Here is a 26,417-nt window from a genome sequence, read left to right as displayed (position 1 = left end):
GGGCGCTTCGCCGCTGTGGCAGGGTGACGCAGAAGCGCTTCGAATGGAGGTCGGTTGACTCAGGTCAAACGCAACATGTTACGTTTCCCTACGCTGGCACCAGTACCCAGGGAGAACGTTCCATGACACGTCCATACCTCTACGTCGCTGCTGCCGCCATGCTGGCGCTGGCAGCCTGTTCAGGCAAACCATCCGCTTCATCCTCCGGCCCGGCCGCCAATGCGACCGCGCCGGTCACCAGCACCTCGGTCGCCTCCGAGCGCGGCGACTTCGGTCCGCCGCAGGGCGAGCCGATCCACGCGGTGCTGACCAGCCCGCCGCACGTGCCGCCGCCGATCCACCGCAACTATCCGGCGAAGGTCATCGTCGAGCTGGAAGTGGTCGAGAAGGAGATGCCGATCTCCGAGGGCGTGAGCTACACGTTCTGGACCTTCGGCGGCACCGTGCCGGGCAGCTTCATCCGCGTGCGCCAGGGCGACACGGTGGAGTTCCACCTGAAGAACGCGCCGGACAGCAAGATGCCGCACAACATCGACCTGCACGGCGTGACCGGGCCGGGCGGCGGCGCGGCGTCGAGCTTCACCGCGCCGGGGCATGAGTCGCAGTTCACCTTCAAGGCGCTCAACCAGGGCATCTACGTCTACCACTGCGCCACCGCGCCGGTGGGCATGCACATCGCCAACGGCATGTACGGCCTGATCCTGGTCGAGCCGCCGGAAGGCCTCAGCCCGGTCGACCACGAGTACTACGTGATGCAGGGCGACTTCTACACCACCGGCAAGTACCGCGAGAAGGGCCACCAGCCGTTCGACATGGAGAAGGCGATCGACGAGCACCCGACCTATGTGCTGTTCAACGGCAGGGAAGGTGCGATCACCGGCGACAACGCGCTGACCGCCAAGATCGACCAGAAGGTGCGCCTGTTCGTCGGCAACGGCGGCCCGAACCTGGTCTCCAGCTTCCACGTGATCGGCGAGATCTTCGACAAGGTGCAGCCCGAGGGCGGCACGGTGGCGCAGCACAACGTGCAGACCACGCTGATCCCCTCCGGCGGCGCCGCGATCGTGGAGTTCCACACCGACGTGCCGGGCAGCTACGTGCTGGTCGACCACTCGATCTTCCGCGCCTTCAACAAGGGTGCGCTGGGCATCCTCAAGGTGGACGGCCCGGAGAACAAGGCGATTTACTCGGGCAAGGAGGTCGACTCGGTGTACCTGGGCGACCGTGCCGGCGCCAACCTGCAGGCGGTGAGCACGGCGGCGAAGGCGCATGCGGCCGGCACGCTGACCAAGGACGAGCAGATCGCCGCGGGCAAGCAGCTGTTCGCCGGCACCTGTTCGGTCTGCCACCAGGCGAACGGCGAGGGCCTGCCCAACGTGTTCCCGCCGCTGGCGAAGTCGGACTTGCTCGCGGCCGATCCGAAGCGGGCGATGACCATCGTCACCCACGGCCTGACCGGCAAGGTCACCGTCAACGGGCACGAGTACGACTCGGTGATGCCGCCGATGAGCCAGCTGACCGATGACGAGGTGTCCAACATCCTCACCTACGTGCTGAACAGCTGGGGCAACCCCGGTGGCCAGTTCAGCAAGGACGAGGTGGCCAAGGCGCGTGCCGCGGCGACCCCCGCACCGGCGGCGGGGCACTGACGATGCGCGTTCGACTGGCACTGGCGTGGTTCGGCCTGGTGCTGGCACTCCCGGTGGCGGCGGCGGACTATGCCGCCCTGCCGGGAGGCAGTTTCAGCAGCGTGCTGCCGGCGGACGGCAAGGCGGCAGCGGCGCAGGTGGCGCCGTTCCGCCTGCGCACCGAGCCGGTCACCAACGCCGAGTTCCTGGCCTTCGTGAAGGCCCATCCGCAATGGCGGCGCGACCGCGTCGCCAGCATCCTGGCCGACGCGCGCTACCTCAGCCACTGGACCGGTGCCGACACGCTGGGCGAGCAGGCGCTGCCGCAACAGCCCGTCACCCGGGTCAGCTGGTTCGCCGCGCAGGCGTACTGCGAGAGCGAGCAGGCGCGCCTGCCGAGCTGGTACGAGTGGGAGTACGCGGCGGCGGCCGATGCCACCCGCCGCGACGCCCGCGCCGATCCGGCCTGGCGCGAGGGCATCCTCGGCTGGTACTCGCGCCCCTCCAGCGCGGCGCTGCCGGCCGTCGGCGGCCCGCCCGACGTCTACGGCGTGCGCGATCTCAACAACCTGGTGTGGGAATGGGTGGACGACTTCAACGCGCTGATGGTCGCCAGCGACAGCCGCCAGCAGGGCGATCCCGATCTGCTGAAATTCTGCGGCGCCGGCGCGATCAGCCTGCAGGAGAAGGAGAACTACGCGGTGCTGATGCGCATCGCGATGCTGTCCGCGCTGAAGGCGTCCGACACCACCAACAACATGGGCTTCCGCTGCGCGAAGTCCGAGTGAGGAATACGCCATGAAACGCCTGTTGCCCCTGTTCGCGATGCTGCTGCTGTTCGGCGGCGCCACCGCGCGGGCCGCCACGCCGCTGCCCGGCGATTCGGTCTACCAGCTGGCGGTGCAGCTCACCGACCAGAACGGCCGGCCGCAGCTGCTGGCCGCCCGGCGCGGCCGGCCGCAGCTGGTGACGATGTTCTACACCTCGTGCCAGATGGTCTGCCCGATGATCATCGACAGCCTGCGGCTGACCCGCAACGCGCTGGACCCGGCGGCCCGTTCGCGGATCGACCTGCTGGCGGTGAGCTTCGACCCGGCCAGGGACGACGTGGCCACGCTGCATGCCTACGCCGAGAAGCGCAAGCTCGATCCGCGCATCTGGACGTTGGCCCGGGCCGAGCCCGCGCAGGTGCGCCAGCTCTCCGGCGTGCTTGGCCTGCAGTACCGGCGCCTGCCGGACGGCGAATTCAACCACAGCAGCGAGCTGATCCTGCTCGATGCCGAGGGCCGCATCGCGGCGCGCACCACGGTGATCGGCCGGCTCGATCCGGCCTTCGTCAAGGCCGTCAACGAGACAGCCGTCGCGCCGTGAGCCGCACCGGCAAATGGACGTCCATACGTCCTGCAACGATCCGTCGCCCCACGAACACGCCGCCGTCATGGCGGCGTGTTCGTGTGTGCCCGCGTGGCGTGTTGTCACAGTCGGCGCTTTCGTGACGACCGGCTGACCGCGGTCAAGCCCGTGCCGCCCCGGCATGCGCAGACTGCGCGCAGTCCACAAGGGGTCACACGATGAACATGACACGCAAGCTGCTTCCCGTCGCCTGCCTGCTGGCTGCAACAGCCGCGCCAGCGACCCGGGCCAGTGCCGACAACCTGTCGGCGACGCCGGCCAGCGCGCCGCTGCAGCTGGAATGGGACGCGCGTCTGCGCCACGAGCAGGTCGACGACGATGCCTTCAGCCGCGACGCGCGCGCCGATACCCTGCGCCTGCGGCTGGGCCTGCGCGCGAACTTCGGCAGCGGTTGGAGCGGGCTGCTGGAAGGCGCCGGCGTGGCCAGCGCCGGTGAGCACTACAACAGCGGCGCGAATGGCCGCACGCAGTACCCGGCGATCACCGACCCGCACGGCGGCGAACTCAACCAGGCCTGGCTGGGCTGGCAGAACGGCACGTTCGGCGCGATCCTCGGCCGCCAGCGCCTGCTGCTGGACAACCAGCGCTGGGTCGGCAACAGCGGCTGGCGCCAGTACGAGCAGACCTTCGATGCGCTGTCGCTGCAATGGCAGCCGCTGTCGGCGCTGAACGTGCGCTACGCCTGGCTCGACCGCGTGCACCGGGTGGCCGGCCCCGACGCGCTCAGCCCGCCGGCGCGCGAGCGCCGGCTGGACACGCACCTGCTCAACCTCGCCTGGACGCAGGGCGCGCAGCAGTGGACGGGCTATGCCTACCTGCACGAGGACCGCGACGTGGCCAGCGCGTCCACCGCCACCTGGGGCGTGCGCTGGAGCGGCAGCGCCCTGCGTGGCGGCAACGGTCCGGGCTGGACGCTGGAGGCGGCGCGGCAGGACGACTACGCCAACAACCCGCTGCACTTCGGCCATGACTACTGGCTGCTGGAACCGGCCTGGACCCAGGCCGGCATTACCGCGAAGCTGGGCTGGGAACATCTGGGCGGCAACGGCCGCCATGCGCTGCAGACGCCGTTGGCCACGCTGCACGCGTTCAACGGCTGGGATGACCAGTTCGCGGTGACGCCGCCCGGCGGCCTGGAGGACCGCTACGCGAGCGTCGCCGGCAAGCTCGGCCGCAGCGGTTTCGCCGGCAAGCTGGGCTGGGCGCTGGCCTGGCACGACTACCGTGCCGACCGCGGCGGCCGCTACGGCAGCGAGTGGAACGCGTCGCTGAGCTTCCCGCTGGCGGCGGGCCTGAGCGGCCTGGTCAAGCTGGCGGACTATCGCGCCGACGGCTTCGGCCGCGACAGCGCCAAGGTGTGGCTGCAGCTCGAATGGAAGGGGCGGCAGGCGCTGGCGGACGCACGCTGAGCGACCGGCGCCGCGCCTGATGCAGGTCAGCGCATCCGCGCGGCGCTTGCGTTGAGATGACGCCCATGCGAGCCGATCCGCCATCGCCCGGTTGCCGCGTCGACCACGGCGCACCGCCCGAACTGGACCTGCGCCGGCTGCCGTCGCCGGAACCGATGCTGCGCGCGCTGGCGGCAGCCGATGCGCTGGCGCCGGGGCAGGCGGTGCAGGTGCTCACCCCGCTGCTGCCGGTGCCGCTGCTCGACGCGCTGGCCGCACGCGGGCTGCACGCGTCGGCATCCGCGCTGCCCGCCGGCGGCGCGCGCGTGCTGATCCGCCGCCCGGACGACGATGGCGCGGCTGGCGCTTGACCGCGCGCCCGCCGCCTCGCTGCCGCGGCGCTTCCTGCTGAGCGCGCCGCCGTGGGGGATGCTCGCCGGCGTGCTGCTGCTGGTCGATGGCGACGCGCTGCTGCGCACGCGCTGGCAGCCGGGCACGCTGGCGCTGGCGCACGTGTTTGCGCTCGGCGTGCTGGGCAACGTGATGTTCGGCAGCGTGCTGCAGTTCCTGCCCGCGGCCGCCGGCGTGCGGGTCCGCGGCGGCGCGCGGCTCGGGCCACCGCTGCATGCGGCGTTCAACCTCGGCGTGCTGCTGCTGGTGGCGGGGCTGCACCAGGGCTGGCGCGGCGGCCTGCTCGGCGCCGGCGTGCTGTTGCCGCTGGCGTTCGCGACGCTGGCCGCGATGACCCTGCCCGGCCTGGTACAGGCGGCGGGGCAGCGGCTGCTGCGCGCCGGCATCGGCGCGGCGATCGGCACGGGCATGGCGGTCGCGCTGCTCGGCGGCGTGCTGGCGCTGGGTCTGGCCGGCCGGTGGATGCCGCCGGCGCCGGCGTGGGTGGACGTGCATGCCGGCTGGGGCGTGCTGGGCTGGGTGATCGTGCTGCTGGCCAGCGTGGCGCGGGTGGTGATGCCGATGTTCCAGGGCACCGCCGCGGTCGATGCGCGGGTGCAGGCGCTGTGGCTGGGCAGCGCCTGGCTGGCCCTGCTCGGCGCGGGCGGCGGGCGGCTGGCCGGCGCGGACGGCCGCTGGCTGGCCGGCGCGGTGGCACTGCACGCGCTGCTGTTCGTGATCGCCGCGCTGTGGCTGCAGTGGCGCGCCTCGCGTCAGCGCCGCGGACCGTTGGTGTGGAGCTGGCGCGCCGGGCTGGTCGCGCTGGCGCTGGCGGCGCCGGCGCTGGCCTTCGGCGCACGCGGCGGCCTGCTGGCCGCCGCGCTGGGGCTGGGCATCGCGCTGCCGCTGCTGCTGCTCGGCATGGCCATGGAGATCGTCCCCTTTGTCGACTGGATCGAGCTGCACCGGCGCTGCGGCCGCGGCGTGCAACTGCCGGGCGTGCAGCGCCTGCTGCCCGATGGCGACAAGTTCGGCGTACTGCTGGCGCAGCTGCCGCTGCTGCTGTTGCCGGCCGCCGTGCTGTGGCCGCGGCCGTGGCTGGCCTGCGCGGCCGGGCTGGCGTTGTTGCTGGCATGGCTGGCCGCATGGTCGGCACTGCGCGGCGTGCGCCGGCGCGCCGACGATTTCCTGCTGAAAGTGGAGTACCGCCCATGAGTGCCGGGTTGCCGCTCGTCTATGCCTGCTCCGGCTGCTCCAGCGCGGCGCAGATGACCAACCATCTGGCGCTGACGCTGGATCGTGCCGGCGTGGCCGAGATGTCCTGCATCGCCGGCGTCGGCGGCGGCGTGACCGGCCTGGTGCGCACCGCGCAGCGCGGGCGGCCGATCCTCGCGCTGGATGGCTGCGTGCTGAAATGCGTGGCGGCCTGCCTGGCCCGGGCGGGGGTGGTCGCCGACACGCACCTGGTGCTTTCCGACTACGGTGTGAAGAAGCGCCTGCATGCCGATTTCAGCTCGGCCGAGGCGCAGCAGGTGTATGCCGCCGAGGTGCTGCCGGCGGCGCAGGCGCTGCGCGATGCGCTGGCCGCGCGGCACCCCCGCGGGCCTGACGATCGCGGGCGCCTGCCGCCCGCAGGGGGCGGCGATTGATCCCGGTCAAGGCGCGCCGATGCCATCGCCCACCATGATGCCGGCCACCATGAGCGCCCCGTCCGAGCCCGCCTCCTCCGCACCGCGCCGGGGCGGCCCGAGCCAATCCGTTTTCCCCACTGAAAAACGATCACGATGACCGCCTCTGCAACGCTGCCCGTACCGGTCTGGCGCGACGAGCTCGAACACGAGTACGCCGCGCTGGCTGAGCGCCTGGAACCGCTGGTGCCCTGCCTGGAGATCCCGCTGCACCTGCCGTGGATCGACGCGATCAACAAGCTGAAGAAGCTGCGCGGCGCGGTGATCATGGCGCACAGCTACCAGTCGCCGGAGATCTTCCACGGCGTGGCCGACATCACCGGCGACTCGCTGGGCCTGGCGCAGGCGGCGCGCGATTGCGACGCCGACCTGATCGTGGTGTGCGGCGTGCACTTCATGGCCGAGAGCGCGAAGATCCTCGCGCCGGAAAAGACCGTGCTGCTGCCCGACCTGGAGGCCGGCTGCTCGCTGGCCTCGTCGATCACCGCCGCCGACGTGCGTGCGTTGCGCGCGCAGCACCCCGGCGCGCCGGTGGTCAGCTACGCCAACACCTCGGCCGCGGTGAAGGCGGAGTCCGATGCGATCTGCACCTCGGCCAACGCGGTGCAGGTGGTCGAGTCGATGGGCGCGGCCAGGGTGATCTTCCTGCCCGACGAATTCCTCGGCCGTCACGTCGCCAGCCAGACCAGGGTGGAACTGGTGCTGTGGCATGGCCGCTGCGAGGTGCACGAGAAGTTCACCGCGCAGGAAGTGCGCCACGTGCGCGAGCAGTTCGGCACCCGGGTGGTGGCGCATCCGGAGTGCTCGCCCGAGGTGCTGGCCGAGGCCGATTTCGTGGGTTCCACCACCGCCATGGGCAAGTGGCTGGCGCGCGAAAAGCCGGCCAGGGTGGCGATGATCACCGAGTGCTCGATGGCCGACAATCTCAAGTCGCAATTCCCCGCCACCGAGTTCATCAAGCCGTGCAACCTGTGCCCGCACATGCAGCGCATCACCCTGCCGAACATCTATGCGGCGCTGCGCGACATGAAGCACGCCATCGAGATCCCCGCCGGCACGATTGCGGGCGCGCGCCGCGCGCTGGAGCGCATGCTGGCGGTGGGCCGGCGCGAGACCGTGTGAGGCACGCGCGCCTGCCCATCGTGGTGGTCGGCGGCGGCGTGGCCGGCATGGCCACCGCGCTCGCCGCGGCGCCGGCGCCGGTGCGCCTGCTGTGCCGGGCGCACGACGGCACCGGCAGCGCCAGCGCGCTGGCGCAGGGCGGCATCGCGGCCGCCGTCGACGAACGCGACAGCGCCGGTGCGCACGCCGAGGACACCCTGCAGGCCGGCGCCCGCCACAACGATGCGGCGGCGGTGCACTGGCTGACCCGCGTCGCGCCGGAGGCGATCGCCTGGCTGCAGGCGCAGGGCGTGGCGTTCGACCATGCCGCCGACGGGCGCCTTCAGCTGGGCCGCGAGGGCGGCCACGGTGCGGCGCGCATCGTGCACGCCGGCGGCGACGCCACCGGGGCCGCCCTGGTGCGCGCCCTGCGCGCGCGGGTGCAGGAAGCGGGGCACATACAGTGGCGCGGCGGCGTCGACGTCGACGCGCTGTTGCTGCGCGACGGCCGCGTGGCCGGCGTGCGCACCTGCGACGTGCGCGGTCGCCATGAACAGATCGAGGCCGCGGCGGTGGTGTTGGCCACCGGCGGCATCGGCGCGCTGTTCGCGCATACCAGCAATCCGCCCGGCGCGAACGGCGCGGGGCTGGCCCTGGCACTGGCCGCCGGCGCGCTGCCGCGCGACCTGGAGTTCGTGCAGTTCCATCCCACCGCGCTGGACGTCGGCGGGCACTGCCTGCCCTTGGTCACCGAGGCGCTGCGCGGCGCCGGCGCGCGCCTGCTCGACGCCGCGGGCGCGCCGCTGATGCGCGGCCTGCACCCGCTGGGCGACCTCGCCCCGCGCGACGTGGTGGCGCGGCGCGTGTGGCAGGCCCAGCGCACGGGCGAGCGGGTGTGGCTGGACGCGACGGCGGTCGAGGGCGACTGGCGCGTGCGTTTCCCCACCGTGCTGGCGGCGTGCCTGGCGCACGGGCTGGATCCGCGCCGAGTACCGCTGCCGATCACTCCGGTGGCGCACTTCCACATGGGCGGCGTGGCCACCGACCTGGATGGCCGCAGCACGCTCCCCGGCCTGTACGCGGTGGGCGAAGCGGCCTGCAACGGCGTGCACGGCGCGAACCGGCTGGCCAGCAATTCGCTGCTGGAAGCGGTGGCCTGCGGTCGCCGGCTCGGTGCCGTGCTGGCCCAGGTCGCGCCGTCGCCCGGCGCCGGCGGCGAGCATCGCTGGGTCGAACGCGGCGACGCGCTGGCCGCGGACGCACAGGCCGCGCTGGGCGAGCTGCTGTGGCAGGCGGCGGGACCGGTACGCGAGGGGGCGGCGTTGCGCGATGCCTGGCGCACCTGCGCCGCGGCGGCGGGTGCCGGCTGGCAGATGCGCCTGGCCAAGGCCCTGCTGCGCGCCGCCCGGTTGCGCCGGCGCAGCCTCGGTGCGCATGACCGGTCCGACCGCGGCTGCGACGATATGTCCCACGAGGAAACGGCGCGTCGCCGCCGCGGCTGACCCGGATCAAGACGCCTGCGACGGCCACCCAGCACACTGCGGCTTCCTCACTCCGCGAGTTTTCCATGACACGTCCTTCCTCGTTCGACTACGAGCAACTGCTGGCCTGCGGCCGCGGCGAATTGTTCGGCGACGGCAACGCGCGGCTGCCCGCGCCGCCGATGTTGATGTTCGACCGCATCACCCGGATCGCCAGCGAAGGTGGTGCCTACGGCAAGGGGTTGATCCACGCCGAACTGGATATCCATCCGCGGTTGTGGTTCTTCGATTGCCACTTCCTCGGCGATCCGGTGATGCCCGGCTGCCTCGGGCTGGATGCGATGTGGCAGCTCAGCGGTTTCTTCCTGCCGTGGCTGGGCGAACCCGGCCGCGGCCGCGCGCTGGGCGTGGGCCAGGTGAAATTCACCGGGCAGGTCAAGCCGAGCGCGAAGCGCGTGCGCTACGAGATCGACATTCGCCGCGTGATGCGCGGCAAGCTGGCGCTGGTGATCGCCGACGGCAAGACCTTCGTCGACGACCGCCTGATCTACGTGGCCAGCGACATGCGCGTGGGCCTGTTCCAGTCCACCGAGGGCTTTTGAGATGCGTCGCGTGGTGGTGACCGGGATGGGCATGGTGTCGTGCCTGGGCAACCTGCCGATGACCGTATCGCAGGCGCTGCGCGATTGCCGCAGCGGCATCCGCGCGATTCCCGACTACGTCGCGCGCGGCCTGCGCAGCCACGTGGCCGGCGTGCCGCAGATCGACCTGGAGGCGGCGATCGACCGCAAGCTGAAACGCTTCATGGGCGACGCGGCGGCGTACGCCTACGTGGCGATGCGCGCGGCGATCGCCGATGCCGGGCTGGCCATCGAGCAGGTGCGCCACCCGCGCATCGGCGTGATCGCCGGTTCCGGCGGCGGTTCCGCACAGTGGCAGATCGAGACCGGCGACCTGCTGCGCGAGAAGGGCGTGCGCAAGATCGGCCCGTACATGGTGCCGCGCACGATGTGCTCCACCGTGTCGGCCACGCTGGCCACCGCGTTCGGCATCCTCGGCCTCAGCTACTCGATCGCCGCCGCCTGCGCCACCTCGGGGCACTGCATCGGCGCGGCCGCCGACCTGATCCGCCACGGCGCGCAGGACGTGATGTTCGCCGGCGGCGGCGAGGAAGTGCACTGGGGCATGACCGCGCAGTTCGACGCGATGGGCGCGCTTTCCAGCAGCTACAACGACACGCCGCATGCGGCGTCGCGCCCGTACGACAGCGGCCGCGACGGCTTCGTCATCGCCGGCGGCGGCGGCATGCTGGTGCTGGAGGAGTACGAGCACGCGAAGGCGCGCGGCGCGAACATCCACGCCGAGCTGGTCGGCTACGGCGTCACCTCCGACGGCGCCGAGATGGTGGCGCCCAGCGGCGAGGGCGCGGTGCGCTGCATGCGCATGGCGCTGGCCGGCGTGAACGGCCCGGTCGATTACCTCAACACCCACGGCACCGCCACGCCACTGGGCGACATCGTGGAGCTGCAGGCGGTACGCGAGACGTTCGGCACCGACGTGCCGCTGCTGTCCTCGACCAAGGCGCTGAGCGGGCACTCGCTGGGCGCGGCCAGCGTGCACGAGGCGATCTACAGCCTGCTGATGCTGAAGGAAGGCTTCGTCGCCGGTTCCGCCAACATCGACCGGCTCGATGAGCGCGCCGAGGGCTTCCCGATCGTGCGCGAGACCCGCTCCGCCCCGCTGCGCACGGTGATGTCCAACAGCTTCGGCTTCGGCGGCACCAACGCCAGCCTGGTGTTCGCCAGCGTGTAGCCGCGCCGGCTTGCCTGCGGCCGCCGGACCGGCGGCCGCGCCCCGCCACTGCAGCGAGCATCCACGCATGCCATCGACACCCGCGGCCGCCGTCTCGCGCGACTCCACTTTCGGCGAGGAAATCGCCAACAGCGTCAGCCACGGCCTCGGCCTGCTGCTGGCCATCGCCGGCCTGCCGGTGCTGGTCATCGGCGCGCTGCGCGATGGCGGCACCATGGCGGTGGTGGCGGCGGCCGTGTTCGGCGGCAGCGCGATCCTGCTGTACCTGGCGTCCACGCTGTACCACGCGGTGGCGCACGTGCGCATCAAAGCGGCGCTGCAGCGGCTGGACCACGCGGCGATCTACCTGCTGATCGCCGGCACCTACACGCCGATCGCGCTGGGCGTGCTGCGCGGCGGCTGGGGCTGGACCATGCTCGGCGTGATCTGGAGCTTCGCGGTGCTCGGCGTGGTGTTCAAGCTGGTCGTGGGGGCGCGCTTCCATCGCGTGTCCACCGCGCTGTACGTGGCGATGGGCTGGGCCGCCCTGGCCGCGATCCGGCCGCTGTGGCAGCACATGCCCCCGGGCGGCCTGGCCTGGCTGTTCGGCGGCGGCCTGGCCTACACGCTGGGCGTGCTGTTCTTCCTGCTGCACGAGCGGCTGCGCTACAGCCATTTCATCTGGCACCTGTGTGTGCTCGCCGGCACCGGCTGCCACTACGTCGCGGTGCTGCGCTACGCGTTCTGAGTACGCGGATCAGCCGCCGGCGCGCCGGCCGTTGTGCAAGGCGCGCGCGGAGGCCTTCTTCGCGGCGCGCCGGCCGCCGCCCGTGGCGCAGTAGATGCCGTAGAGCGTGGCCATGATGTCGTGGGCCGGGCCTTGGGGCAGGGTATACCAGACGCTCTGCGCCTCGCGGCGGGTACTCACCAGGCCTTCGTCGCGCAGCCGCGCCAGGTGCTGCGACAGCGCCGACTGGCTGAGCTCGGGCAGCCGTTCGTTGATCTGGTTCACCTGCATCTCGCCGTCCAGCAGCAGGCACAGCACGCGCAACCGCTGGGCGTTGCCCAGCGCCTTCAGCAGCCGGGTGGCTTCCTCGGCGCGCGCTTGCATGAGATTGAGATCGGCGTTGGCGGGCAGGTTCATCGGACGGGTTCTCTCGGAAGTTCGCTTGCGCGGGTTGACTTTACTACAATCTTCTAATTAAGATAAGTCTAAATTAGTAAACACCTCGCAAACGGATTGCGCGGACCCATGGCCACCGGCGCGGCGGCCGTTTCAACCCATATCGGGAGTTGCATCATGAATGTCGATCGTCTCGTTCTCGGCTTCGCCGGCACCGTCGTGCTGGTCGGTATCGCGCTGGCGCATTTCGTGGCGCCCGGCTGGATCTGGCTGTCGGTGTTCGTGGGCGCCAACCTGCTGCAGTCCTCGTTCACCGGCTTCTGCCCGCTGGCCATGCTGCTGCGCAAGCTGGGCCTGAAGCCCGGCTGCGCCTTCCCTTCCTGAGTCGTTCCAGCGCATGTCGAGGCAAGCCATGTACTACGTCGTGGAAACACCCAAGAGTTTCGACCAGGCCGCGGCCGACCTGGAGGCGGCGATCGCCCGCAACGGCTTTGGCGTGCTGCACGTGCACGACCTCGGCGCCACCTTGCGCGGCAAGGGCGTCCCGTTCGAGCACGAGTGCAAGGTGTTCGAGGTGTGCAACCCGCGTCAGGCGGCCCGCGTGCTGGGCGTCGACATGCGGCTGAACATGGCGCTGCCCTGCCGCGTGTCGGTGTACACGGAGGCGGGCGGCACCCGGATCGGCATGATCGAGCCGGTGGCGATGCTGGCCATGCTCTCGCCCGACCCTGCACTGGCGCAGGTCGCCCGCGAGGTGCAGGCGGTGGTCATGCGCAGCATCGATGAGGCCGGCGGCGGGGATGACGGAAAAGGCCGGCGGGATGCCGGCCACGGCTGACTCGCCGCGGACCGGCGACGACCGGTCGAGCTTGTCGGGTGTGCGGTCCCTGCGGCACGGCGTGCCGCCTTCTCCACCATGGAGTCCATGTCATGTCGCAGATCATCATTCTTGGCGCAGGCATCGGCGGCATGAGCGCCGCCTACGAGATCAAGGCCGCCCTCGGCGCGGCGCACCGGGTGGCGGTGGTGGGCGAGGGCGGACAGTTCTCGTTCACGCCGTCCAACCCGTGGGTCGGCATCGGCTGGCGCCAGCCGGCCGACGTGCAGGTGCCGGTGGCCGCCGCGCTGGCCCGGCACGACATCGAGTTCATCGATTCGCCGGCCAGCGCGGTGTGCCCGGCGGAGAACCGCGTGACGCTGGCGGATGGCCGCGAGCTGGCCTACGACTACCTGGTCGTCACCACCGGCCCGCGGCTGGCGTTCGACGAGATCCCGGGGTTGGGGCCGCTCGGCGGCCATACCCAGTCGGTCTGCACCACGCCGCATGCCACCACCGCGTGGCAGGCCTACCAGGAGTTCCTGAAGAATCCCGGACCGGTGGTGGTGGGCGCGGCGCAGGGCGCCAGCTGCTTCGGCCCGGCCTATGAATTCGCCCTGATCCTCGATACCGACCTGCGCCGGCGCCAGTTGCGCGACCGCGTGCCGATGACCTTCGTCACCAGCGAGCCGTATATCGGCCACATGGGGCTGGGCGGCATCGGCGATTCCAAGGGCCTGCTGGAGCGCCAACTGCGCCAGCGCCACATCAAGTGGATCTGCAACGCGCGGATCGACAAGGTCGAGGACGCCACCCTGCACGCCACCGAACTCGACGCGCATGGCCAGCCGCTGGAACGGCATGCGCTGCCGTTCCGGTATTCGATGGTGATTCCCGCCTTCACCGGCGTCGCCGCCGTGCGCGGCGTCGAGGGCCTGGTCAATCCGCGCGGCTTCGTGCTGATCGACCGGCACCAGCGCAACCCCGCCTTCCGCAACGTGTTCGCCGCCGGGGTGTGCGTGGCGATTCCCCCGGTGGAAGCCACGCCGGTGCCCACCGGGGCCCCCAAGACCGGCTTCATGATCGAGTCGATGGTCAGCACGCTGGCCGCGAACATCAAGGCCGACATCGAGGGCCGCCCGGCCACCGCCGAGGCGACCTGGAACGCGGTGTGCCTGGCCGACATGGGCGACAGCGGCGCCGCCTTCGTGGCGCTGCCGCAGATCCCGCCGCGCAACGTGACCTGGGCGCGCGAGGGCAAATGGGTGCACCTGGCCAAGGTGGCGTTCGAGAAATATTTCATGCGCAAGATCCGCACCGGCAACACCACGCCGGTCTACGAAAAATACGTGATGAAGGCCCTGGGCATCGCGCGCATCCGGCCCGGCACGGGCGACGAATGAGCACGCCAGCCGCCCCCCGACGACGGAAAGAAAACATGCATCGCCGATACACCATCGGGCGCGCCATGCGCCTTGCCACCACTGCGCTTGCCGTGGCCGCGCTCGCGGCCTGCGGGCGCATGGCGCCGCCGCCCGCGGCGGCCACGCCGCCGCCGCTGGCCGCGCTGGCCGTGCATGCCGAGCCGGCGCACGACGAGCAGGCCTGGGACGGCGTGGTGGAGGCGGTGCACGAGGCGGTGATCTCGGCGCAGACCAACGCGCGGGTGACCGAGCTGCCCTACGACGTCAACGACGCCGTGCACAAGGGCGACGTGCTGGTGCGCTTCAGCGACGTCGAGCAGAGGTCCGCGCGCAGCGCCGCCCAGGCGCAGATCGCCGCGGCGCAGGCGACCTACACGGAGGCGGCCGCCTCCTACCAGCGGCTCGTCGCGATCTACCCGCAGGGCTTCGTCGCCAAGGCACAGCTCGATGCGGAGCGCGCCCGCCGCGACGCGGCGCAGGCGGCGCTGCAGTCGGCGCGGGCGCAGTCCAGCCAGATCGGCCAGCAGCTCGACTACACCGTGCTGCGCGCACCGTACGACGGCATCGTCACCCGCCGCTTCGTGCAGGTGGGCGAGGCGGTGCAGGCGGGGCCGCCGACGCCGCAGCAGCTGATCGCGCTGGCGTCGCTGCAGGACCTGCGGGTCAGCGTGCAGGTGCCGCAAAGCGCGATCGCCGCGATCCGCCGCTACCACGCCGCCGAGGTGGTGCTCGACGACGGCCGCCGCGTGACGGCCGCCAAGGTCACCGTGTTCCCGTATGCCGATCCGCAGACGCACAGCTTCGGCGTGCGACTGGAATTGCCCGGCGGCGACACCGGCCTGTACCCGGGCATGACGGTGAAGGTGGCGTTCGCCAGCGGCGAGGCGAAGCGCCTGCTGCTGCCGCTCGACGCGCTGGTGCAGCGCGGCGAGCTGGTGGGCGTGTACGTGCTGGGCGAGCATGGCGTGGCGCTGCGCCAGCTGCGCCTGGGCCATCGCCACGGCGACCGGATCGAGGTGCTGGCCGGGCTCGACGACGGCGAACGCATCGCCGCCGACCCGGCCGCCGCGGCGCGCTGGCTGGCCGGGCAGCGGCGCGGGGCCACGCCATGAGCGGGCCACGGCTCGGCTTCTCCGGCCGCATCGCCCGCGCATTCCAGGACTCGCCGCTGACCCCGATCCTGGCGATCGCGGCGCTGCTGCTGGGCCTGGTCGCGGTGATGATCACGCCGCGCGAGGAAGAGCCGCAGATCGACGTGACCATGGCCAACGTGATGGTGCCGTTCCCCGGCGCCGACGTGCGCGACGTCGAGAACCTGGTGGCGTTTCCGCTGGAGCAGAAGCTGGCGGAGATCGAGGGCGTCAAGCACGTCTATTCGGTGAGCCGGCCCGGCATGGCGGTGATGACGGTGGAGTTCCAGGTCGGCGTGCCGCGGCAGGCGGCGATCGTGCGGCTGTACAACCAGGTGTTCCAGAACCAGGGCTTCGTGCCGCCGGGCCTCGGCGTGGGCCCGCCGCTGGTGCGGCCGATGGGCATCGACGACGTGCCGGTGATGGCGCTGACCCTGTGGAGCGACCTGCCCGCGCAGGGGCCGGTGCAGCTGGCCGAGGTGGCGCACACGCTGGAAACCGAACTGAAGCGCGTGCCCGGCACGCGCGACGTCTACACCATCGGCGCGCCCGCGCGCGCGGTGGTGGTGGAGCTGGATGCGGCGAAGCTGGCCGCCTATGGCATGACGCCGGGCGATCTGTCGAACGCCCTGAAGGCGGCCAACGCGGTGAGCCAGGCCGGCGACCGCGTGGGCGGCGAGCGCGACGTGCCGGTGACCGCCGGGCGCTTCCTCGCCGACGCGGCGGAGGTGTCGCAGCTGGTGATCGGCCTGAAGAACGGCCAGCCGGTGTTCCTCTCCGACGTGGCCACGATCCGCCAGGGCGCCGACCTGCCCGACAGCTACGCCTGGTTCGGCGCGCCCGCGGGCAAGGCCGGCCCGGCCACCGGCAACGCGCCGGCGGTGACCATCGCGGTGGCGAAGAAGCCGGGCACCAACGCGGCCGACATCACCGGCGCGATCCGCCGGCGGCTGGACGCGCTGCAGGGCGTGGCGATTCCCGCCGGCGTGCACGTGGCGGTCACCCGCGACTACGGCCAGACCGCCACCGACAAGGCGGACAAGCTGATCCACAAGCTGATCTTCGCCACCCTGTCGGTGGTGCTGCTGGTGCTGCTGGCGTTGAGCTGGCGCGCGGCGGTGGTGGTCGGCAGCGCGGTGATCGTCACCCTGGCGCTGACCCTGTTCGCCTCGTGGGCGATGGGCTTCACCATCAACCGCGTCTCGCTGTTCGCGCTGATCTTCTCGATCGGCATCCTGGTCGACGACGCCATCGTGGTGGTGGAGAACATCCACCGGCACATGGCGCTGGGCGGGCGCACGTTGCGCGAGGCGATCCCCGAGGCCGTCGGCGAGGTCGGCGGGCCGACCATCCTGGCCACCTTCACGGTGATCGCCGCGCTGCTGCCGATGGCGTTCGTGTCCGGCCTGATGGGGCCGTACATGCGGCCAATCCCGATCAACGCCTCGGCCGGCATGCTGCTGTCGCTGGCGGTGGCGCTGGTGGTCACGCCATGGCTGGCGCTGCGGCTGCTCGGCCACGGCCACCCTGCCGGCGAAGCCGCCACGGCCGCTGCGCACGAGTCGGCCGGCGGCTGGCTGCCGCGGCTGTTCCAGCGGGTGATGACGCCGTTCCTGCACGGCGACCGCGCGCCGCGCCGCCGCCGCCGGCTGTTCGCCGTGATGGGCCTGCTGGTGCTGGCGGCGGTGGGGCTGGTGGTGGTCAAGGCGGTAGTGCTGAAGATGCTGCCATTCGACAACAAGTCCGAGTTCCAGGTGGTGGTGGACATGCCCGAGGGCAGCACGCTGGAACGCACCAACCGCCTGCTCGGCGAGCTGGCGCAGGCGGTGGCGGAGGTGCCCGAGGTGAAGGACTGGCAGGGCTACGCGGGCACCGCCGCGCCGATCACCTTCAACGGGCTGGTGCGCCAGTACTACCTGCGCAGCGGCCCGATCGTGGGCGACCTGCAGGTGAGCCTGGTCGACAAGCACGAGCGCCAGCGCCAGAGCCATGCCATCGCGCTGGCCGTGCGCCCGGCGCTGGCGAAGATCGGCGCGCGCTACGGCGCTTCGGTGAAGGTGGTCGAGGTGCCGCCCGGGCCGCCGGTGCTGGCGCCGATCGTGGCCGAGGTCTACGGCCCGGACTACGCCACCGTGCGCAAGGTCGCGCTGGGGTTGGAGCGGGATTTCAAGGCCAACCCGGACATCGTCGACGTCGACACCAGCGTGGAGGCGCAGGCGCCGCGCGACGTGCTGGTGGTCGACCGCGCCCGCGCGGCGCGGCTGGGGCTGGACCAGGCCGCCATCGCGCAGGCGCTGCGCACCGCCCTGTCCGGCGACGACGCCAGCTACCTGATGGACGGCCATGCCAAGTACGCGGTGCCGATCCGCCTGCGCCTTGGCGCGGGCGACCAGGCGGCGATGAGCCAGCTGCTGGCCCTGCGCGTGCGGGCGCGGGGCGGCGCGCTGGTGCCGCTGTCCGAGGTGGTCGCGGTGCAGCCGGCGCAGCGCGAGCAGGCGATCTGGCACAAGGACCTGCTGCCCTATGCCACCGTCACCGGCGACGACGCCGGCGCCACCGACAGCCCGCTGTACGGCATGTTCTCGCTGGTCGGCAAGCTCGGCCACGACAAGGTGGCGGGACAGCTGCTGCAGCAACACTTCATCGCCCAGCCGACCGACACCACCGATGCCTCGGTGAAGTGGGACGGCGAGTGGCAGATCACCTACGAGACCTTCCGCGACATGGGCCTGGCCTATTCGGCGGGCCTGCTGCTGATCTACCTGCTGGTGGTCGGCCAGTTCAGGAGCTACGTGGTGCCGCTGATCATCATGGCGCCGATCCCGCTGACCGTGATCGGCGTGATGCCCGGGCATGCGCTGGTGGGCGCGCAGTACACCGCCACCTCGATGATCGGCATGATCGCGCTGGCCGGCATCATCGTGCGCAACTCGATCCTGCTGATCGACTTCATCAACCACGCGCTGGCGGCCGGTCAGCCGCTGCGCGAGGCGGTGATCGACGCGGCGGCGGTGCGCGCCAAGCCGATCGTGCTGACCGGCGTGGCGGCGATGATCGGCGGCTTCTTCATCATCGACGACCCGATCTTCCAGGGCCTGGCGGTATCGTTGATCTTCGGCATCCTGGTCTCGACCGCGCTGACCCTGCTGGTGATCCCGCTGCTGTACTACGCGTGGCTGCAGCGCCGGGTCGGGCCGGATGGCCGTTTGTCGCAGGCGCCGGCGGCGGTGGTGCCGGGTTGACGTGGGTCAGCCGGGGCCACGGTGCGTCGCGCTAGCCTTTTCCCACCCGCGGCCACCTTGCCGCTTGCCGGAGTATTCCGCATGAAACCGTTCCATGCCGTACTTGCACTGGCGTGCAGCCTGGGCCTGGCCACGGCCGTGCAGGCCTCCCCCCAGCACGCCCACGAAAGCCACGCGGCGCATGCCGCCGCGGCCGCCGCACCGCTGCCGGCGCAGCGCTGGACGCCCGACGCGCCGCTGGCCGAGGGCATGCGCCGCGCGCACGCGGCGGTGGACCAGCTCGCCCACTACGAGATGGGCCACATGAGCGCGCCGATGGCGGTGGATCGCGCCACCGAGGTCGAGCAGGCGGTGACCTACATGTTCGCCAACTGCAAACTCGCGGCCGAGCCCGATGCCGCGCTGCACGGCATCCTGGTGCCGCTGCTGGGCGCGGCACAGGCGCTGAAGGCCGATCCGAAGAAGGTCTCGGCGGTGGCCGATATGCGCGCGGCGATCGCGCACTATCCGCAGTACTTCAACGACCCGGGCTGGGACAAGCCGGCACCGGTCGAGCACGCGATGCACGACGAGCCGTGAGGCAACCCATCCCGGACGGCGCGCACGAGGCGGGCCGTCCGGGACGCCTCCCGCTGCGCCGTCAGAGTTTCACGTCCAGCTTCAGCCAGCCGGTGCGGCCCGGCTCATTCACCCGCAGCGTGTTGACATAGCCGACCAGGCCCGCATTCGCCGCGTTGACGTGCTCGGCATAGGTCTTGTCGAGCAGGTTGTCCACGCCCGCGCTCAGCGTGAGCGTGCGGCTGAGGCGGTAGCCCGCATTCAGCGAGAACACCCCGAAGCCGGCGCCGGGGCCGAGGTCCTGGCCGACGATGTTGCCGCTGCCCGGCGCCACCCGGTGCTGCGCCGAGGCCACCCGCCACAGCGCGCCCACCGACCAGATGCCGCTGTCGTAGGTGAGGCCGAGGCGGGCCTCCAGCGGCGGCATCTGCGGCAGCGGACGGTGGTCGCTCTGGTTTTCGCCCCAGGCCCAGGACAGCGTGGCGTCGCCCTTCCAGTGGCGGTCGAACGCATAGACCAGGCCGGCCTCGGTGCCGGCGATGCGCGCCCGGACATTGCGCGCCTGGCTCTTGCCCATCATGCCGCGGCCATAGTCGAGCAGGATGAAGTCGTCGACCACGCCGACATAGCCGGACACCCAGGCCTTCAGCCGCTGGTCGTCGTTGTACTGCAGGCCGACGTCGAGCTGGGTGGTGCGCTCCGGGTCCAGTCGGCGGAACGCGGCGACGCTCTTGTCGACATGCTGGCCGAACAGTTCCCAGTAGTCGGGGAAGCGCTCGACGTGGCCGATGCCGGCGTAGAACGTGGCCGGTGCCGCGGCCAGGTCGTGCTCGTAGCGCACGAAACCGGCGGGCAGGGTGGACGAGCGGCTCGCCGCGAGCTTCGTTGCGCCGCCCATGCCGCCCATGCCGCCCATGCCGGTGGCGGGTGCGGTCAGGCGGTAGCCGCGCGCGTGCGCCCGATCGAGGCGCGCGCCGCTGACCAGCCGGTCGCGCTCGGCCAGCGTCCACCGCAGTTCGCCGAAGGCGCCGAGCGTGCCGATGCGCGCGTCGCGCAGGCGCGGCTGGTTGCGATAGTCCGGCAGCATCCCGCCGGCAGGTCCTCCCATGCGCGCGTTGTGCGTGTTGGCCGGACCGTCGGCGCCGGCCACCAGCTCCAGCGACTCATCCCACCGGAAGCTGGCGGCGACGCGACCGCCGACGGTGGTGCGTGCCACGTCGCTGGCCATCGCCATCGGCATCATGCCGCTGGGGTCGGGCCGGCGCAGGGTGTAGTTGTCCATCACGTGGTCGGCGTAGTTGTAGTAGAGCTGCGCCTCCAGCTTTTCCAGCGCGCTGTCGGCGTAGCGCTGCTCGAACTTCAGCCCCGCGCTCTCGCGCAGGAACTGCGCGCCGTCCATGCCGCTGAAAGCGTAGGCGGCCTTGCCGTCGCCCTTGCCGGCGGTCAGTTCGAGGCGGGTGTCGTCGTCCGGCGTCCAGCCCAGGGTCAGGTCGGCGTTCCAGCGGTCGTAGTAGGAATGCACGCGGTGGCCGTCGCCGTCCTCGTAGTCCTGTGCATGGGTGTGGTTGGCACTGATGCCCATGTAGACGTCCGGCGTGCCGGCGCGCAGGTCGACCATCTGGTCGTTGCGGCCGTTCGATCCGCCGAGCAGGCTGCCCTCGAATGCATGGCCCGGTTGCGTATAGCGCTTGAAATCGCGCTCGAACAGCACCGTGCCAGCCGAATTGCCGGGGCCGTACTGGACGGTTTCCGGCCCCTTGATCACGGTGACGCGGTCGTACAGCTGCGGCGAGATGTAGGCGGTGGGCGGGTCCATCCGCGACGGACAGCCGCCACCGATCTGGCCGCCGTCGATCAGGATGTTCAGGCGCGAACCGGTCATGCCGCGCAATACCGGATCGCCGTTGCTGCCGCCCTTGCGGATGACGGCGAAGCCGGGGATGGTTTTCAGGAAATCCGCGCCGTCGCTGGCCGGCACGGGTTGGCGCGGTGCCTTCGGATCGGTGATCACGGTGAGCGGGCTGTCCTGCATCACCGCGGTGACCACGATGGGTGCGAATACCTGGACCGGTGGCTCGGTGGCCGCCGCGGCCAGCGGCGGGCCCAGCAGCAGGGCAACTCCGATCGTCCGCGGCAGGGCATGGCGGACGGGTAGGGGCGCGGCGGTGGCGCGCGGTGACGATGGCGCAGCCGCACGGGCGCGCTCGCAAAAGATACGGGCAGACATGGCATTCCTCGTTGTTCTGGCAGGGCGGCGGGCGCGGACAGCACCCCGGCCGCGGGTCGGTGCAGATCAGCCGGGCAGGAATGCAGGCGGGCCGCGCGGTACGGCGGTCAGCGTGTAACGTTCGGGGCTGCGCTGCGGCGCAGTCGGCACCGGTTGGCGCGGCGTGGCGCGCGGTAGCAGGCCGGGCAGCCACGCGATGACGATCAGCAGAGGACTGTGGCCGAGCAGGCTGCAGTAGCCGCACTGCTCCATCAGCATGCCGTCGCGGTCGCCGCGTGCGTTGTCGTGCCGGTGCGTGTCGGCGTGTCCTGCGGTCATCTGCGCCGACATGTCCATGGCGTGATGCGCGCCGTGCGCAGCGCTTGCGGTGACGCTTGCCAGGGTGCGGGAAACCACCGGCGCAACGATGGTCAGGCCGAGGGCGAACCAGGCCAGGCAGGCAAAAAAGATGCGGATTTCACGCGTGCGGCGCAAGGACTTTCCCGATAGCCTGACGGGGAACTTTCGGCAAGTTCATGCTGCCATGCCACGGCGCGGAAAGCGTTGTGGCACGGCGCCGCAGCGGGGTTGCCGGGAAGGTGCGGGCTTCGTCCGCGCGGGCATGCGGTGCTGCGTGCAGCGCGTCCGGCCACGCGCGCGTGCGCTGGCCGCGCAGCAGGCCGACGAATCCGCGGGTGGACACCGCCGGTACGGGCTGTGCGAGGAAGCCGCACGGCCCGTGGAAGCTCATGCCGGCGGTGCAGGGATCGCCAGGCTGTCGCCGTCTGCGTCGGCCAGCAGTTGCCGGTGCACCCGTTCGAGTTCGGCCAGCAGTTGCGCGCGTGCCTCGGCGGCGAACGGGTTCTCGCGCTGGATCGCGGCGAACAGGTGGCCGGCGTCGCCGCGCACCGCGGCCAGCATGTGCTTCATGCCCTGGAACGAGGGCGGCGCCACCGGCACGCCGTCGTCCACGCCGAGGTCGACCAAGCCCTTGGCGATGAAGAACGCCAGCGCGTGGGTCATCGCCATGGCGCGGTCGTGGCTTTCCGGATCCTGTTCGATCACCTCGCAGCCGAGTGTGCGGAACAGCGCGCCGGCGCGGGCGGCGGCTTGCGGATGCTGCGCGGCGGGGCAGACCACCGTGCGCAGCGGCTCGCCGCGGGCCAGGCTGAGCGGGCCGAACAGCGGATGCGTGCCGGCGTGCGGGATCGCCGCACCGAGCAGTTCGTCCATCGTCGCGCAGGGATGCATCTTCACGCTGCCCACGTCGAGCACGGTCTGCCCGGCGTGCAGCTGCGGGCGCAGCGCGCGCAGGGCCGCGCGCAGGTGCGGCACCGGCATCGCCAGCACCACCCACGCCGCGCCGTCGATCGCCGCCGCGGCCGAGGGCGCGGCGAGGTCGGCGGGCACCCTGGCCTGCGGGTCGAAGGCGCGCACCGGGTATCCCGCCTGTTGCAGCAGGCCGGCGAAGGCCTGCCCGAAGCGGCCGTAGCCGAGGATGGCGAAGGTCACGGCACGGCGCCGGCCGCCATCGGCAGGCTGCCGCTGGTCAGGCTGTCGCGCAGCGCGGCGCTCCATGGCGCCAGGTCGATGCCGCGGGCGGCCAGCCACGACGGATCGAACAGCGTCTGCGCGTAGCGCTCGCCGCGGTCGCACAGCAGGCTGACGATGCTGCCGCGCTCGCCGCGGGCGCGCATCGAGGCGGCCAGCTGCAGGCAGGCGACCAGGTTGGTGCCGGACGAGCCGCCGTAGCGGTGGCCGATGAGTTCCTCCAGCAGCCAGGCGGCGGCGATCGAGGCGGCGTCGGGCACCTCGATCACGCGGTCGACCACGTCGAACAGGAAGCCCGGCTCCACCCGCGGCCGGCCGATGCCCTCGATCAGGGTGGGCTGGCTGGCCCGTGCCTGGGGGTCGCGCGTGAGCCAGCCGTGCACGAAGCCGCTGCCGGCCGGTTCGGCCACGCACAGCTGCGTGTACAGCCGGCGGTAACGCAGGTAGCGGCCGATGGTGGCCGAGGTGCCGCCGGTGCCGGCGCCGCAGACGATCCAGGCCGGCTCGGGCTCGGCCTCGAGGGCGAGCTGGCCGATGATCGACTCGGCGATGTTGTTGTTGCCGCGCCAGTCGGTGGCGCGCTCGGCCAGGCCGAACTGGTCCAGGTGGCAGGCGCCGCGCGCGGCGTGCTCGGCGGCGCGCGCATGCACCTGGGCGGGATCCTCGACCAGGTCGCATTCGCCGCCCAGCGCCTGCACGTCGCGGATCTTGCCCGGCGCGGTGCAGGCCGGCATCACCGCGATGAACGGCAGGCCCAGCAGGCGCGCGAACCACGCCTCGGAAATCGCCGTGCTGCCGGAGGAGGCATCCACCACGGTCTGCCCGCCGCGCAGGCGGCCGTTGCACAGCGCGTAGAGGAACAGCGAGCGCGCCAGGCGGTGCTTCAGGCTGCCGCTGGGGTGCGCGGCCTCGTCCTTGAAGTAGAAGTCGATGCCGTGGAAGCCGGGGAAGTTCAGCTTCAGCAGGTGGGTGTCGGCCGAGCGCGCCGCTTCCTGCGCCAGCTTCACCAGCGCGGTGTGCACCCAGCGCCGGTCGGCCTCGCGTTGCGGATTGACCAGTCGTAGGACGGTGTCCATCGCAGGCTCCGTGATCATGGGCGGGAGCCGGCAGCGTCGCGCAGGGCGCGCACGCGCCGGCCGAGGAAGTCGAAGTAGCGGTCGATGTAGCTGATGCCGTTTTCGCGATCGATCAGGTAGGGGTTCATCAGCGTGTGGCGCAGGATCAGCAGGCGGTCGTCGCCGGGAACGAAGCTGGCCGGGTCGAGGCCCAGCGCACCGAGGATACGCGCCGTCTGCGCCGCGCCGAGCATCTCCGGGCGCAGGCTGGTCACCGAGCCGAAGAACTCCCTGGTCTGCAGCGGCTGCTGCGGGTCGCAGCGCAGCTCGTCGTGCAGGGCGCGCACGAATGCGTTCGCCGTCGCCACCGAGGCGTTGCCGGGCGGGTTGAGCGCCAGGCAGACCAGGTTGCTGTCCGGCGCGAACGGCACCAGCGCGTGCACGCAGTCGGCCAGCTCCAGCGCGAAGCGTTGCGCGCGGGCGTGGAACGCCTCGGCCGCACGCACGGTGGCGCGCGGCAGCCGGCCGAAGTGGGCGTGGTCCAGCGGCAGCACCTTGTGCGTCACGTAGACCGCGGCAGCCGCCGCGCCGGATTTCGAGCCCTCCGGGATGAACTGGCCCAGGCTGCGGTAGCGCGCCAGGTAGTCGGCGGGCGTGGCGGCATGGAACACGTAGTCGGCGCGCTCGGCCAGCAGCGCCATTGCGCGGTGGTCGCGGCAGATGAAGGCGCCGCTGCCGTAGGGCAGGTAGCCGAGCTTGTGCGGGTCGACGGTGACCGAGTCGGTGTCGCCCAGCGCGGCAAACGCGGCATGCACCGCGGGCGTGGGGAACTGCGTGTAGTCGGCGGCCACTTCGTCGCGCGTGCGCAGCGAGCCGTCCTCGTGGCGGAACAGCGTGGCCAGGTAGCCGCCCCAGGCGGCGTCCACGTGCACCGCGAAATCCAGCCCGCGCCGGCGCGATGCATGGCGCGCGTCGAGCACCGCGTCGAGCGGGTCGATGGTGCCGTACTCGGTGCCGCCGAGCACGGCCACGCACATCAGCACGGGTTGAAGCTCGCGTGCGCAGCGTTCCAGCGTGTCGTGCAACGCGGCGGGGTCCAGCCGCATGCCGTCGGTGGACAGCAGCTCCAGCTGGTCGCGGCCGAGGCCGAGCAGCTTCAGCCCCTTGCTCCAGGAGTAATGCGCGGTGACCGGAGCCAGCACCAGCGGCACGCGCAGCTGCGGATGCGCGGCGAAGAAGCCGGCCAGGCCGCGCTGCTCGATGCGCTCGCGCTCCACCCGCTGCAGCCAGTGCGCGCGTTGTGCCGGCGTCTGCGCGGCCAGCCAGCGCTGCCACGCCTCCAGCAGCGCGATGCCGTCGGCGGTGGAAAGATTGAAGGCGGCCCAGGCGTCCGCCGGCAGCGGCAGCTCCGGCACGCCGGCCGCGCGCAGCGCCACCGGGAACGCCTTCAGCGCCAGCGCCAGCCGCAATGCCTGGTAGTTCGCCAGGGTGCCGCCGGAGGTGAGGTGGCCGAACGCGCAGGCCGGCTGCGCGGGATCGTGCGGGTAGCCGAGCATGCGCGCCAGCTGCAGGCCCACCTGCACCTCCAGGTCCACGGTGACCGGGGCGGCATCCTCGCTGACGTTGTTGGGGTTGTACGGCAACGTGAGCATCTGCGCGGCCAGCCCCGGCAGCAGCAGGTCGGAGGCCATGTGGCCGATGTAGCGCGGGCTGTGGAACGGCACCGACCTCTTCAGCGCGGCGGAGAGCTGGTGCAGCTCGCGGCGCATGCGCGATTCGAAGGCGAGGTAGTCCGGATGATGGGCGGCGGCGGTGGCGATCGCCGGCGGATCCTCGGGGTGGAAGTTGCGCCGCCAGTAGACGTGGTCGCGCAGGAACTCCACCAGCAGTTTTTCCAGCAGCGTGTCGTTCTCGCCGTAGGGGCCGAGGAAGCAGGCGTCCAGCGCGTGGTCGCGCGGTTCTTCCGTGGGGAAGGGCTGCGCCGCGCTCACGCGGACCATCCGTGCAGCCAGCCCAGCGGATGATGCATGCGTGCCACCCCGAGCATGTAGACGTAGGTGGCCAGCGCGGCCACGTAGAAGATCCGCCGCATGCGCGGCGTGCGCGCCCGCTTCAGCGCCAGCGTGCCCAGCACCACGTAGGCCACCAGCAGCACCAGCTTGGTGGCGAGCCAGCCGTTGGCGTACAGCGCGTGCGGCAGGATGCTCACCAGCATCAGCGCGGCGGTGAGCAGGGTGGTGTCGATGGCGTAGCTGAGCCAGCGCACCGGCTCCCACTGTGCGGCGCCGGCGTGGCCGCCCTGCACCAGCAGGCCGCGCAAGGCGAACAGCAGGCCGCTGGCCAGCACGCAGGCGATGTGCACCCATTTGATCTGCGGATAGAACTCGAGCATCGGGGATTCGGGCGCGGGAATGGGGAATGGGACAAGCAT

General features: G+C 71.7%; 26 protein-coding genes. 18 read left to right on the top strand and 8 right to left on the bottom strand.

The window, feature by feature from the left end; all coding sequences use genetic code 11:
* Positions 1-122: 122 nt before the first annotated feature.
* The 12 genes from nirK (at position 123) to RHOFW104R8_RS15970 (ending at position 11,628) form a co-directional block, all read left to right on the top strand.
* Positions 123-1,649, top strand: a complete 1,527-nt coding sequence (gene nirK / locus RHOFW104R8_RS16025; RefSeq protein WP_068097354.1) for a copper-containing nitrite reductase — start codon at positions 123-125, stop codon at positions 1,647-1,649.
* 2 nt (positions 1,650-1,651) lie between these two features.
* A complete protein-coding gene (locus RHOFW104R8_RS16020; RefSeq protein WP_068097352.1) occupies positions 1,652-2,416 on the top strand; it encodes a formylglycine-generating enzyme family protein in 765 nt (254 codons plus the stop codon).
* Between the two features lie 10 nt (positions 2,417-2,426).
* The gene (locus RHOFW104R8_RS16015; RefSeq protein WP_068097347.1) at positions 2,427-2,999 is read left to right on the top strand and encodes an SCO family protein; all 573 of its coding nucleotides are present in this window, start codon (positions 2,427-2,429) and stop codon (positions 2,997-2,999) included.
* A 200-nt stretch (positions 3,000-3,199) separates the two neighbouring features.
* Entirely contained in the window at positions 3,200-4,450 is a 1,251-nt protein-coding gene (locus tag RHOFW104R8_RS16010) for an alginate export family protein (RefSeq protein ID WP_068097344.1), read from the top strand.
* Positions 4,451-4,515: 65 nt separating this feature from the next.
* Positions 4,516-4,800: a DUF2249 domain-containing protein gene (locus RHOFW104R8_RS16005; RefSeq protein ID WP_068097440.1), complete on the top strand. Its 285-nt coding sequence runs from the start codon at positions 4,516-4,518 to the stop codon at positions 4,798-4,800.
* Positions 4,781-6,034 carry a hypothetical protein gene (locus RHOFW104R8_RS16000; protein ID WP_068097341.1) on the top strand — a complete coding sequence of 418 codons (1,254 nt, stop codon included), beginning with the start codon at positions 4,781-4,783 and terminating at the stop codon, positions 6,032-6,034. Before RHOFW104R8_RS16005 ends, RHOFW104R8_RS16000 begins: the two co-directional genes overlap by 20 nt.
* A complete protein-coding gene (locus RHOFW104R8_RS15995; protein ID WP_068097338.1) occupies positions 6,031-6,468 on the top strand; it encodes a putative zinc-binding protein in 438 nt (145 codons plus the stop codon). Before RHOFW104R8_RS16000 ends, RHOFW104R8_RS15995 begins: the two co-directional genes overlap by 4 nt.
* Positions 6,469-6,603: 135 nt before the next feature.
* Complete coding sequence (nadA, locus tag RHOFW104R8_RS15990) at positions 6,604-7,629, top strand: quinolinate synthase NadA (protein ID WP_068097335.1); 1,026 nt, start codon at positions 6,604-6,606, stop codon at positions 7,627-7,629.
* Positions 7,626-9,110: an L-aspartate oxidase gene (locus RHOFW104R8_RS15985; RefSeq protein WP_068097332.1), complete on the top strand. Its 1,485-nt coding sequence runs from the start codon at positions 7,626-7,628 to the stop codon at positions 9,108-9,110. Before nadA ends, RHOFW104R8_RS15985 begins: the two co-directional genes overlap by 4 nt.
* A 65-nt stretch (positions 9,111-9,175) precedes the next feature.
* Positions 9,176-9,691, top strand: a complete 516-nt coding sequence (gene fabA, locus RHOFW104R8_RS15980; protein WP_068097328.1) for a 3-hydroxyacyl-[acyl-carrier-protein] dehydratase FabA — start codon at positions 9,176-9,178, stop codon at positions 9,689-9,691.
* A gap of 1 nt (position 9,692) precedes the next feature.
* Positions 9,693-10,901: a beta-ketoacyl-ACP synthase I gene (gene fabB / locus RHOFW104R8_RS15975; RefSeq protein ID WP_068097325.1), complete on the top strand. Its 1,209-nt coding sequence runs from the start codon at positions 9,693-9,695 to the stop codon at positions 10,899-10,901.
* Between the two features lie 67 nt (positions 10,902-10,968).
* A complete protein-coding gene (locus RHOFW104R8_RS15970; protein WP_068097323.1) occupies positions 10,969-11,628 on the top strand; it encodes a hemolysin III family protein in 660 nt (219 codons plus the stop codon).
* Positions 11,629-11,637: 9 nt separating this feature from the next.
* Here the strand turns inward: RHOFW104R8_RS15970 and RHOFW104R8_RS15965 are convergent, their stop codons facing one another.
* A complete protein-coding gene (locus RHOFW104R8_RS15965) occupies positions 11,638-12,024 on the bottom strand; it encodes a helix-turn-helix transcriptional regulator (RefSeq protein WP_068097320.1) in 387 nt (128 codons plus the stop codon).
* 156 nt (positions 12,025-12,180) lie between these two features.
* On the opposite strand from RHOFW104R8_RS15965, the gene RHOFW104R8_RS15960 reads away from it, so the two are divergent.
* The 6 genes from RHOFW104R8_RS15960 (at position 12,181) to RHOFW104R8_RS15935 (ending at position 19,195) form a co-directional block, all read left to right on the top strand.
* Entirely contained in the window at positions 12,181-12,387 is a 207-nt protein-coding gene (locus tag RHOFW104R8_RS15960; protein WP_068097318.1) for a DUF2892 domain-containing protein, read from the top strand.
* Positions 12,388-12,400: 13 nt separating this feature from the next.
* Entirely contained in the window at positions 12,401-12,841 is a 441-nt protein-coding gene (locus RHOFW104R8_RS15955; protein WP_235604410.1) for a DUF302 domain-containing protein, read from the top strand.
* A 92-nt stretch (positions 12,842-12,933) separates the two neighbouring features.
* Complete coding sequence (locus tag RHOFW104R8_RS15950) at positions 12,934-14,223, top strand: NAD(P)/FAD-dependent oxidoreductase (protein WP_068097312.1); 1,290 nt, start codon at positions 12,934-12,936, stop codon at positions 14,221-14,223.
* A gap of 35 nt (positions 14,224-14,258) precedes the next feature.
* Positions 14,259-15,356, top strand: a complete 1,098-nt coding sequence (locus RHOFW104R8_RS15945; protein WP_235605155.1) for an efflux RND transporter periplasmic adaptor subunit — start codon at positions 14,259-14,261, stop codon at positions 15,354-15,356.
* Positions 15,353-18,616: an efflux RND transporter permease subunit gene (locus RHOFW104R8_RS15940; RefSeq protein ID WP_068097307.1), complete on the top strand. Its 3,264-nt coding sequence runs from the start codon at positions 15,353-15,355 to the stop codon at positions 18,614-18,616. Before RHOFW104R8_RS15945 ends, RHOFW104R8_RS15940 begins: the two co-directional genes overlap by 4 nt.
* A gap of 81 nt (positions 18,617-18,697) precedes the next feature.
* Positions 18,698-19,195, top strand: coding sequence for a DnrO protein (locus RHOFW104R8_RS15935; protein ID WP_068097304.1), 498 nt, complete (start codon positions 18,698-18,700; stop codon positions 19,193-19,195).
* A 61-nt stretch (positions 19,196-19,256) separates the two neighbouring features.
* Here RHOFW104R8_RS15935 and RHOFW104R8_RS15930 read toward each other — a convergent pair whose 3' ends face one another.
* The 7 genes from RHOFW104R8_RS15930 to RHOFW104R8_RS15900 form a co-directional block, all read right to left on the bottom strand.
* Complete coding sequence (locus tag RHOFW104R8_RS15930) at positions 19,257-21,401, bottom strand: TonB-dependent copper receptor (protein ID WP_068097301.1); 2,145 nt, start codon at positions 21,399-21,401, stop codon at positions 19,257-19,259.
* A gap of 66 nt (positions 21,402-21,467) precedes the next feature.
* Positions 21,468-21,875: a DUF2946 domain-containing protein gene (locus RHOFW104R8_RS15925; RefSeq protein ID WP_068097298.1), complete on the bottom strand. Its 408-nt coding sequence runs from the start codon at positions 21,873-21,875 to the stop codon at positions 21,468-21,470.
* Complete coding sequence (locus tag RHOFW104R8_RS15920; RefSeq protein WP_068097295.1) at positions 21,859-22,131, bottom strand: hypothetical protein; 273 nt, start codon at positions 22,129-22,131, stop codon at positions 21,859-21,861. The genes RHOFW104R8_RS15925 and RHOFW104R8_RS15920 overlap by 17 nt, the downstream gene beginning before the upstream one ends.
* Positions 22,128-22,892: a prephenate dehydrogenase/arogenate dehydrogenase family protein gene (locus tag RHOFW104R8_RS15915; RefSeq protein ID WP_068097438.1), complete on the bottom strand. Its 765-nt coding sequence runs from the start codon at positions 22,890-22,892 to the stop codon at positions 22,128-22,130. The genes RHOFW104R8_RS15920 and RHOFW104R8_RS15915 overlap by 4 nt, the downstream gene beginning before the upstream one ends.
* Positions 22,889-24,007, bottom strand: coding sequence for a PLP-dependent cysteine synthase family protein (locus tag RHOFW104R8_RS15910; RefSeq protein ID WP_068097292.1), 1,119 nt, complete (start codon positions 24,005-24,007; stop codon positions 22,889-22,891). Before RHOFW104R8_RS15910 ends, RHOFW104R8_RS15915 begins: the two co-directional genes overlap by 4 nt.
* A 14-nt stretch (positions 24,008-24,021) precedes the next feature.
* Positions 24,022-25,986, bottom strand: coding sequence for a pyridoxal phosphate-dependent decarboxylase family protein (locus RHOFW104R8_RS15905; RefSeq protein ID WP_407071454.1), 1,965 nt, complete (start codon positions 25,984-25,986; stop codon positions 24,022-24,024).
* Positions 25,974-26,378, bottom strand: coding sequence for a SirB2 family protein (locus tag RHOFW104R8_RS15900; protein ID WP_068097289.1), 405 nt, complete (start codon positions 26,376-26,378; stop codon positions 25,974-25,976). The genes RHOFW104R8_RS15905 and RHOFW104R8_RS15900 overlap by 13 nt, the downstream gene beginning before the upstream one ends.
* Between the last annotated feature and the right edge of the window lie 39 nt (positions 26,379-26,417).

Source organism: Rhodanobacter sp. FW104-R8 (assembly GCF_001617365.1).
In the GTDB taxonomy this organism is placed as follows: Bacteria; Pseudomonadota; Gammaproteobacteria; order Xanthomonadales; family Rhodanobacteraceae; genus Rhodanobacter.
The sequence above is the reverse complement of the archived record's forward strand: the minus strand, read 5'-3'. Positions and strand labels throughout refer to the sequence as shown.

Coding starts and splice junctions, on each gene's coding strand:
- RHOFW104R8_RS15970 (WP_068097323.1), top strand. CDS start 10,969: ATGCCATCGACACCCGCGGCCGCCGTCTCGCGCGACTCCACTTTCGGC.
- RHOFW104R8_RS16015 (WP_068097347.1), top strand. CDS start 2,427: ATGAAACGCCTGTTGCCCCTGTTCGCGATGCTGCTGCTGTTCGGCGGC.
- nadA (WP_068097335.1), top strand. CDS start 6,604: ATGACCGCCTCTGCAACGCTGCCCGTACCGGTCTGGCGCGACGAGCTC.
- RHOFW104R8_RS15920 (WP_068097295.1), bottom strand. CDS start 22,131: ATGAGCTTCCACGGGCCGTGCGGCTTCCTCGCACAGCCCGTACCGGCG.
- RHOFW104R8_RS16000 (WP_068097341.1), top strand. CDS start 4,781: ATGGCGCGGCTGGCGCTTGACCGCGCGCCCGCCGCCTCGCTGCCGCGG.
- RHOFW104R8_RS15945 (WP_235605155.1), top strand. CDS start 14,259: ATGCATCGCCGATACACCATCGGGCGCGCCATGCGCCTTGCCACCACT.
- RHOFW104R8_RS16020 (WP_068097352.1), top strand. CDS start 1,652: ATGCGCGTTCGACTGGCACTGGCGTGGTTCGGCCTGGTGCTGGCACTC.
- RHOFW104R8_RS15955 (WP_235604410.1), top strand. CDS start 12,401: ATGTCGAGGCAAGCCATGTACTACGTCGTGGAAACACCCAAGAGTTTC.
- RHOFW104R8_RS15940 (WP_068097307.1), top strand. CDS start 15,353: ATGAGCGGGCCACGGCTCGGCTTCTCCGGCCGCATCGCCCGCGCATTC.
- RHOFW104R8_RS15930 (WP_068097301.1), bottom strand. CDS start 21,401: ATGTCTGCCCGTATCTTTTGCGAGCGCGCCCGTGCGGCTGCGCCATCG.
- fabB (WP_068097325.1), top strand. CDS start 9,693: ATGCGTCGCGTGGTGGTGACCGGGATGGGCATGGTGTCGTGCCTGGGC.
- RHOFW104R8_RS16010 (WP_068097344.1), top strand. CDS start 3,200: ATGAACATGACACGCAAGCTGCTTCCCGTCGCCTGCCTGCTGGCTGCA.
- RHOFW104R8_RS15900 (WP_068097289.1), bottom strand. CDS start 26,378: ATGCTCGAGTTCTATCCGCAGATCAAATGGGTGCACATCGCCTGCGTG.
- RHOFW104R8_RS15910 (WP_068097292.1), bottom strand. CDS start 24,007: ATGGACACCGTCCTACGACTGGTCAATCCGCAACGCGAGGCCGACCGG.
- RHOFW104R8_RS15960 (WP_068097318.1), top strand. CDS start 12,181: ATGAATGTCGATCGTCTCGTTCTCGGCTTCGCCGGCACCGTCGTGCTG.
- RHOFW104R8_RS15950 (WP_068097312.1), top strand. CDS start 12,934: ATGTCGCAGATCATCATTCTTGGCGCAGGCATCGGCGGCATGAGCGCC.
- RHOFW104R8_RS15935 (WP_068097304.1), top strand. CDS start 18,698: ATGAAACCGTTCCATGCCGTACTTGCACTGGCGTGCAGCCTGGGCCTG.
- nirK (WP_068097354.1), top strand. CDS start 123: ATGACACGTCCATACCTCTACGTCGCTGCTGCCGCCATGCTGGCGCTG.
- RHOFW104R8_RS15905 (WP_407071454.1), bottom strand. CDS start 25,986: ATGGTCCGCGTGAGCGCGGCGCAGCCCTTCCCCACGGAAGAACCGCGC.
- RHOFW104R8_RS15965 (WP_068097320.1), bottom strand. CDS start 12,024: ATGAACCTGCCCGCCAACGCCGATCTCAATCTCATGCAAGCGCGCGCC.
- RHOFW104R8_RS15995 (WP_068097338.1), top strand. CDS start 6,031: ATGAGTGCCGGGTTGCCGCTCGTCTATGCCTGCTCCGGCTGCTCCAGC.
- fabA (WP_068097328.1), top strand. CDS start 9,176: ATGACACGTCCTTCCTCGTTCGACTACGAGCAACTGCTGGCCTGCGGC.
- RHOFW104R8_RS16005 (WP_068097440.1), top strand. CDS start 4,516: ATGCGAGCCGATCCGCCATCGCCCGGTTGCCGCGTCGACCACGGCGCA.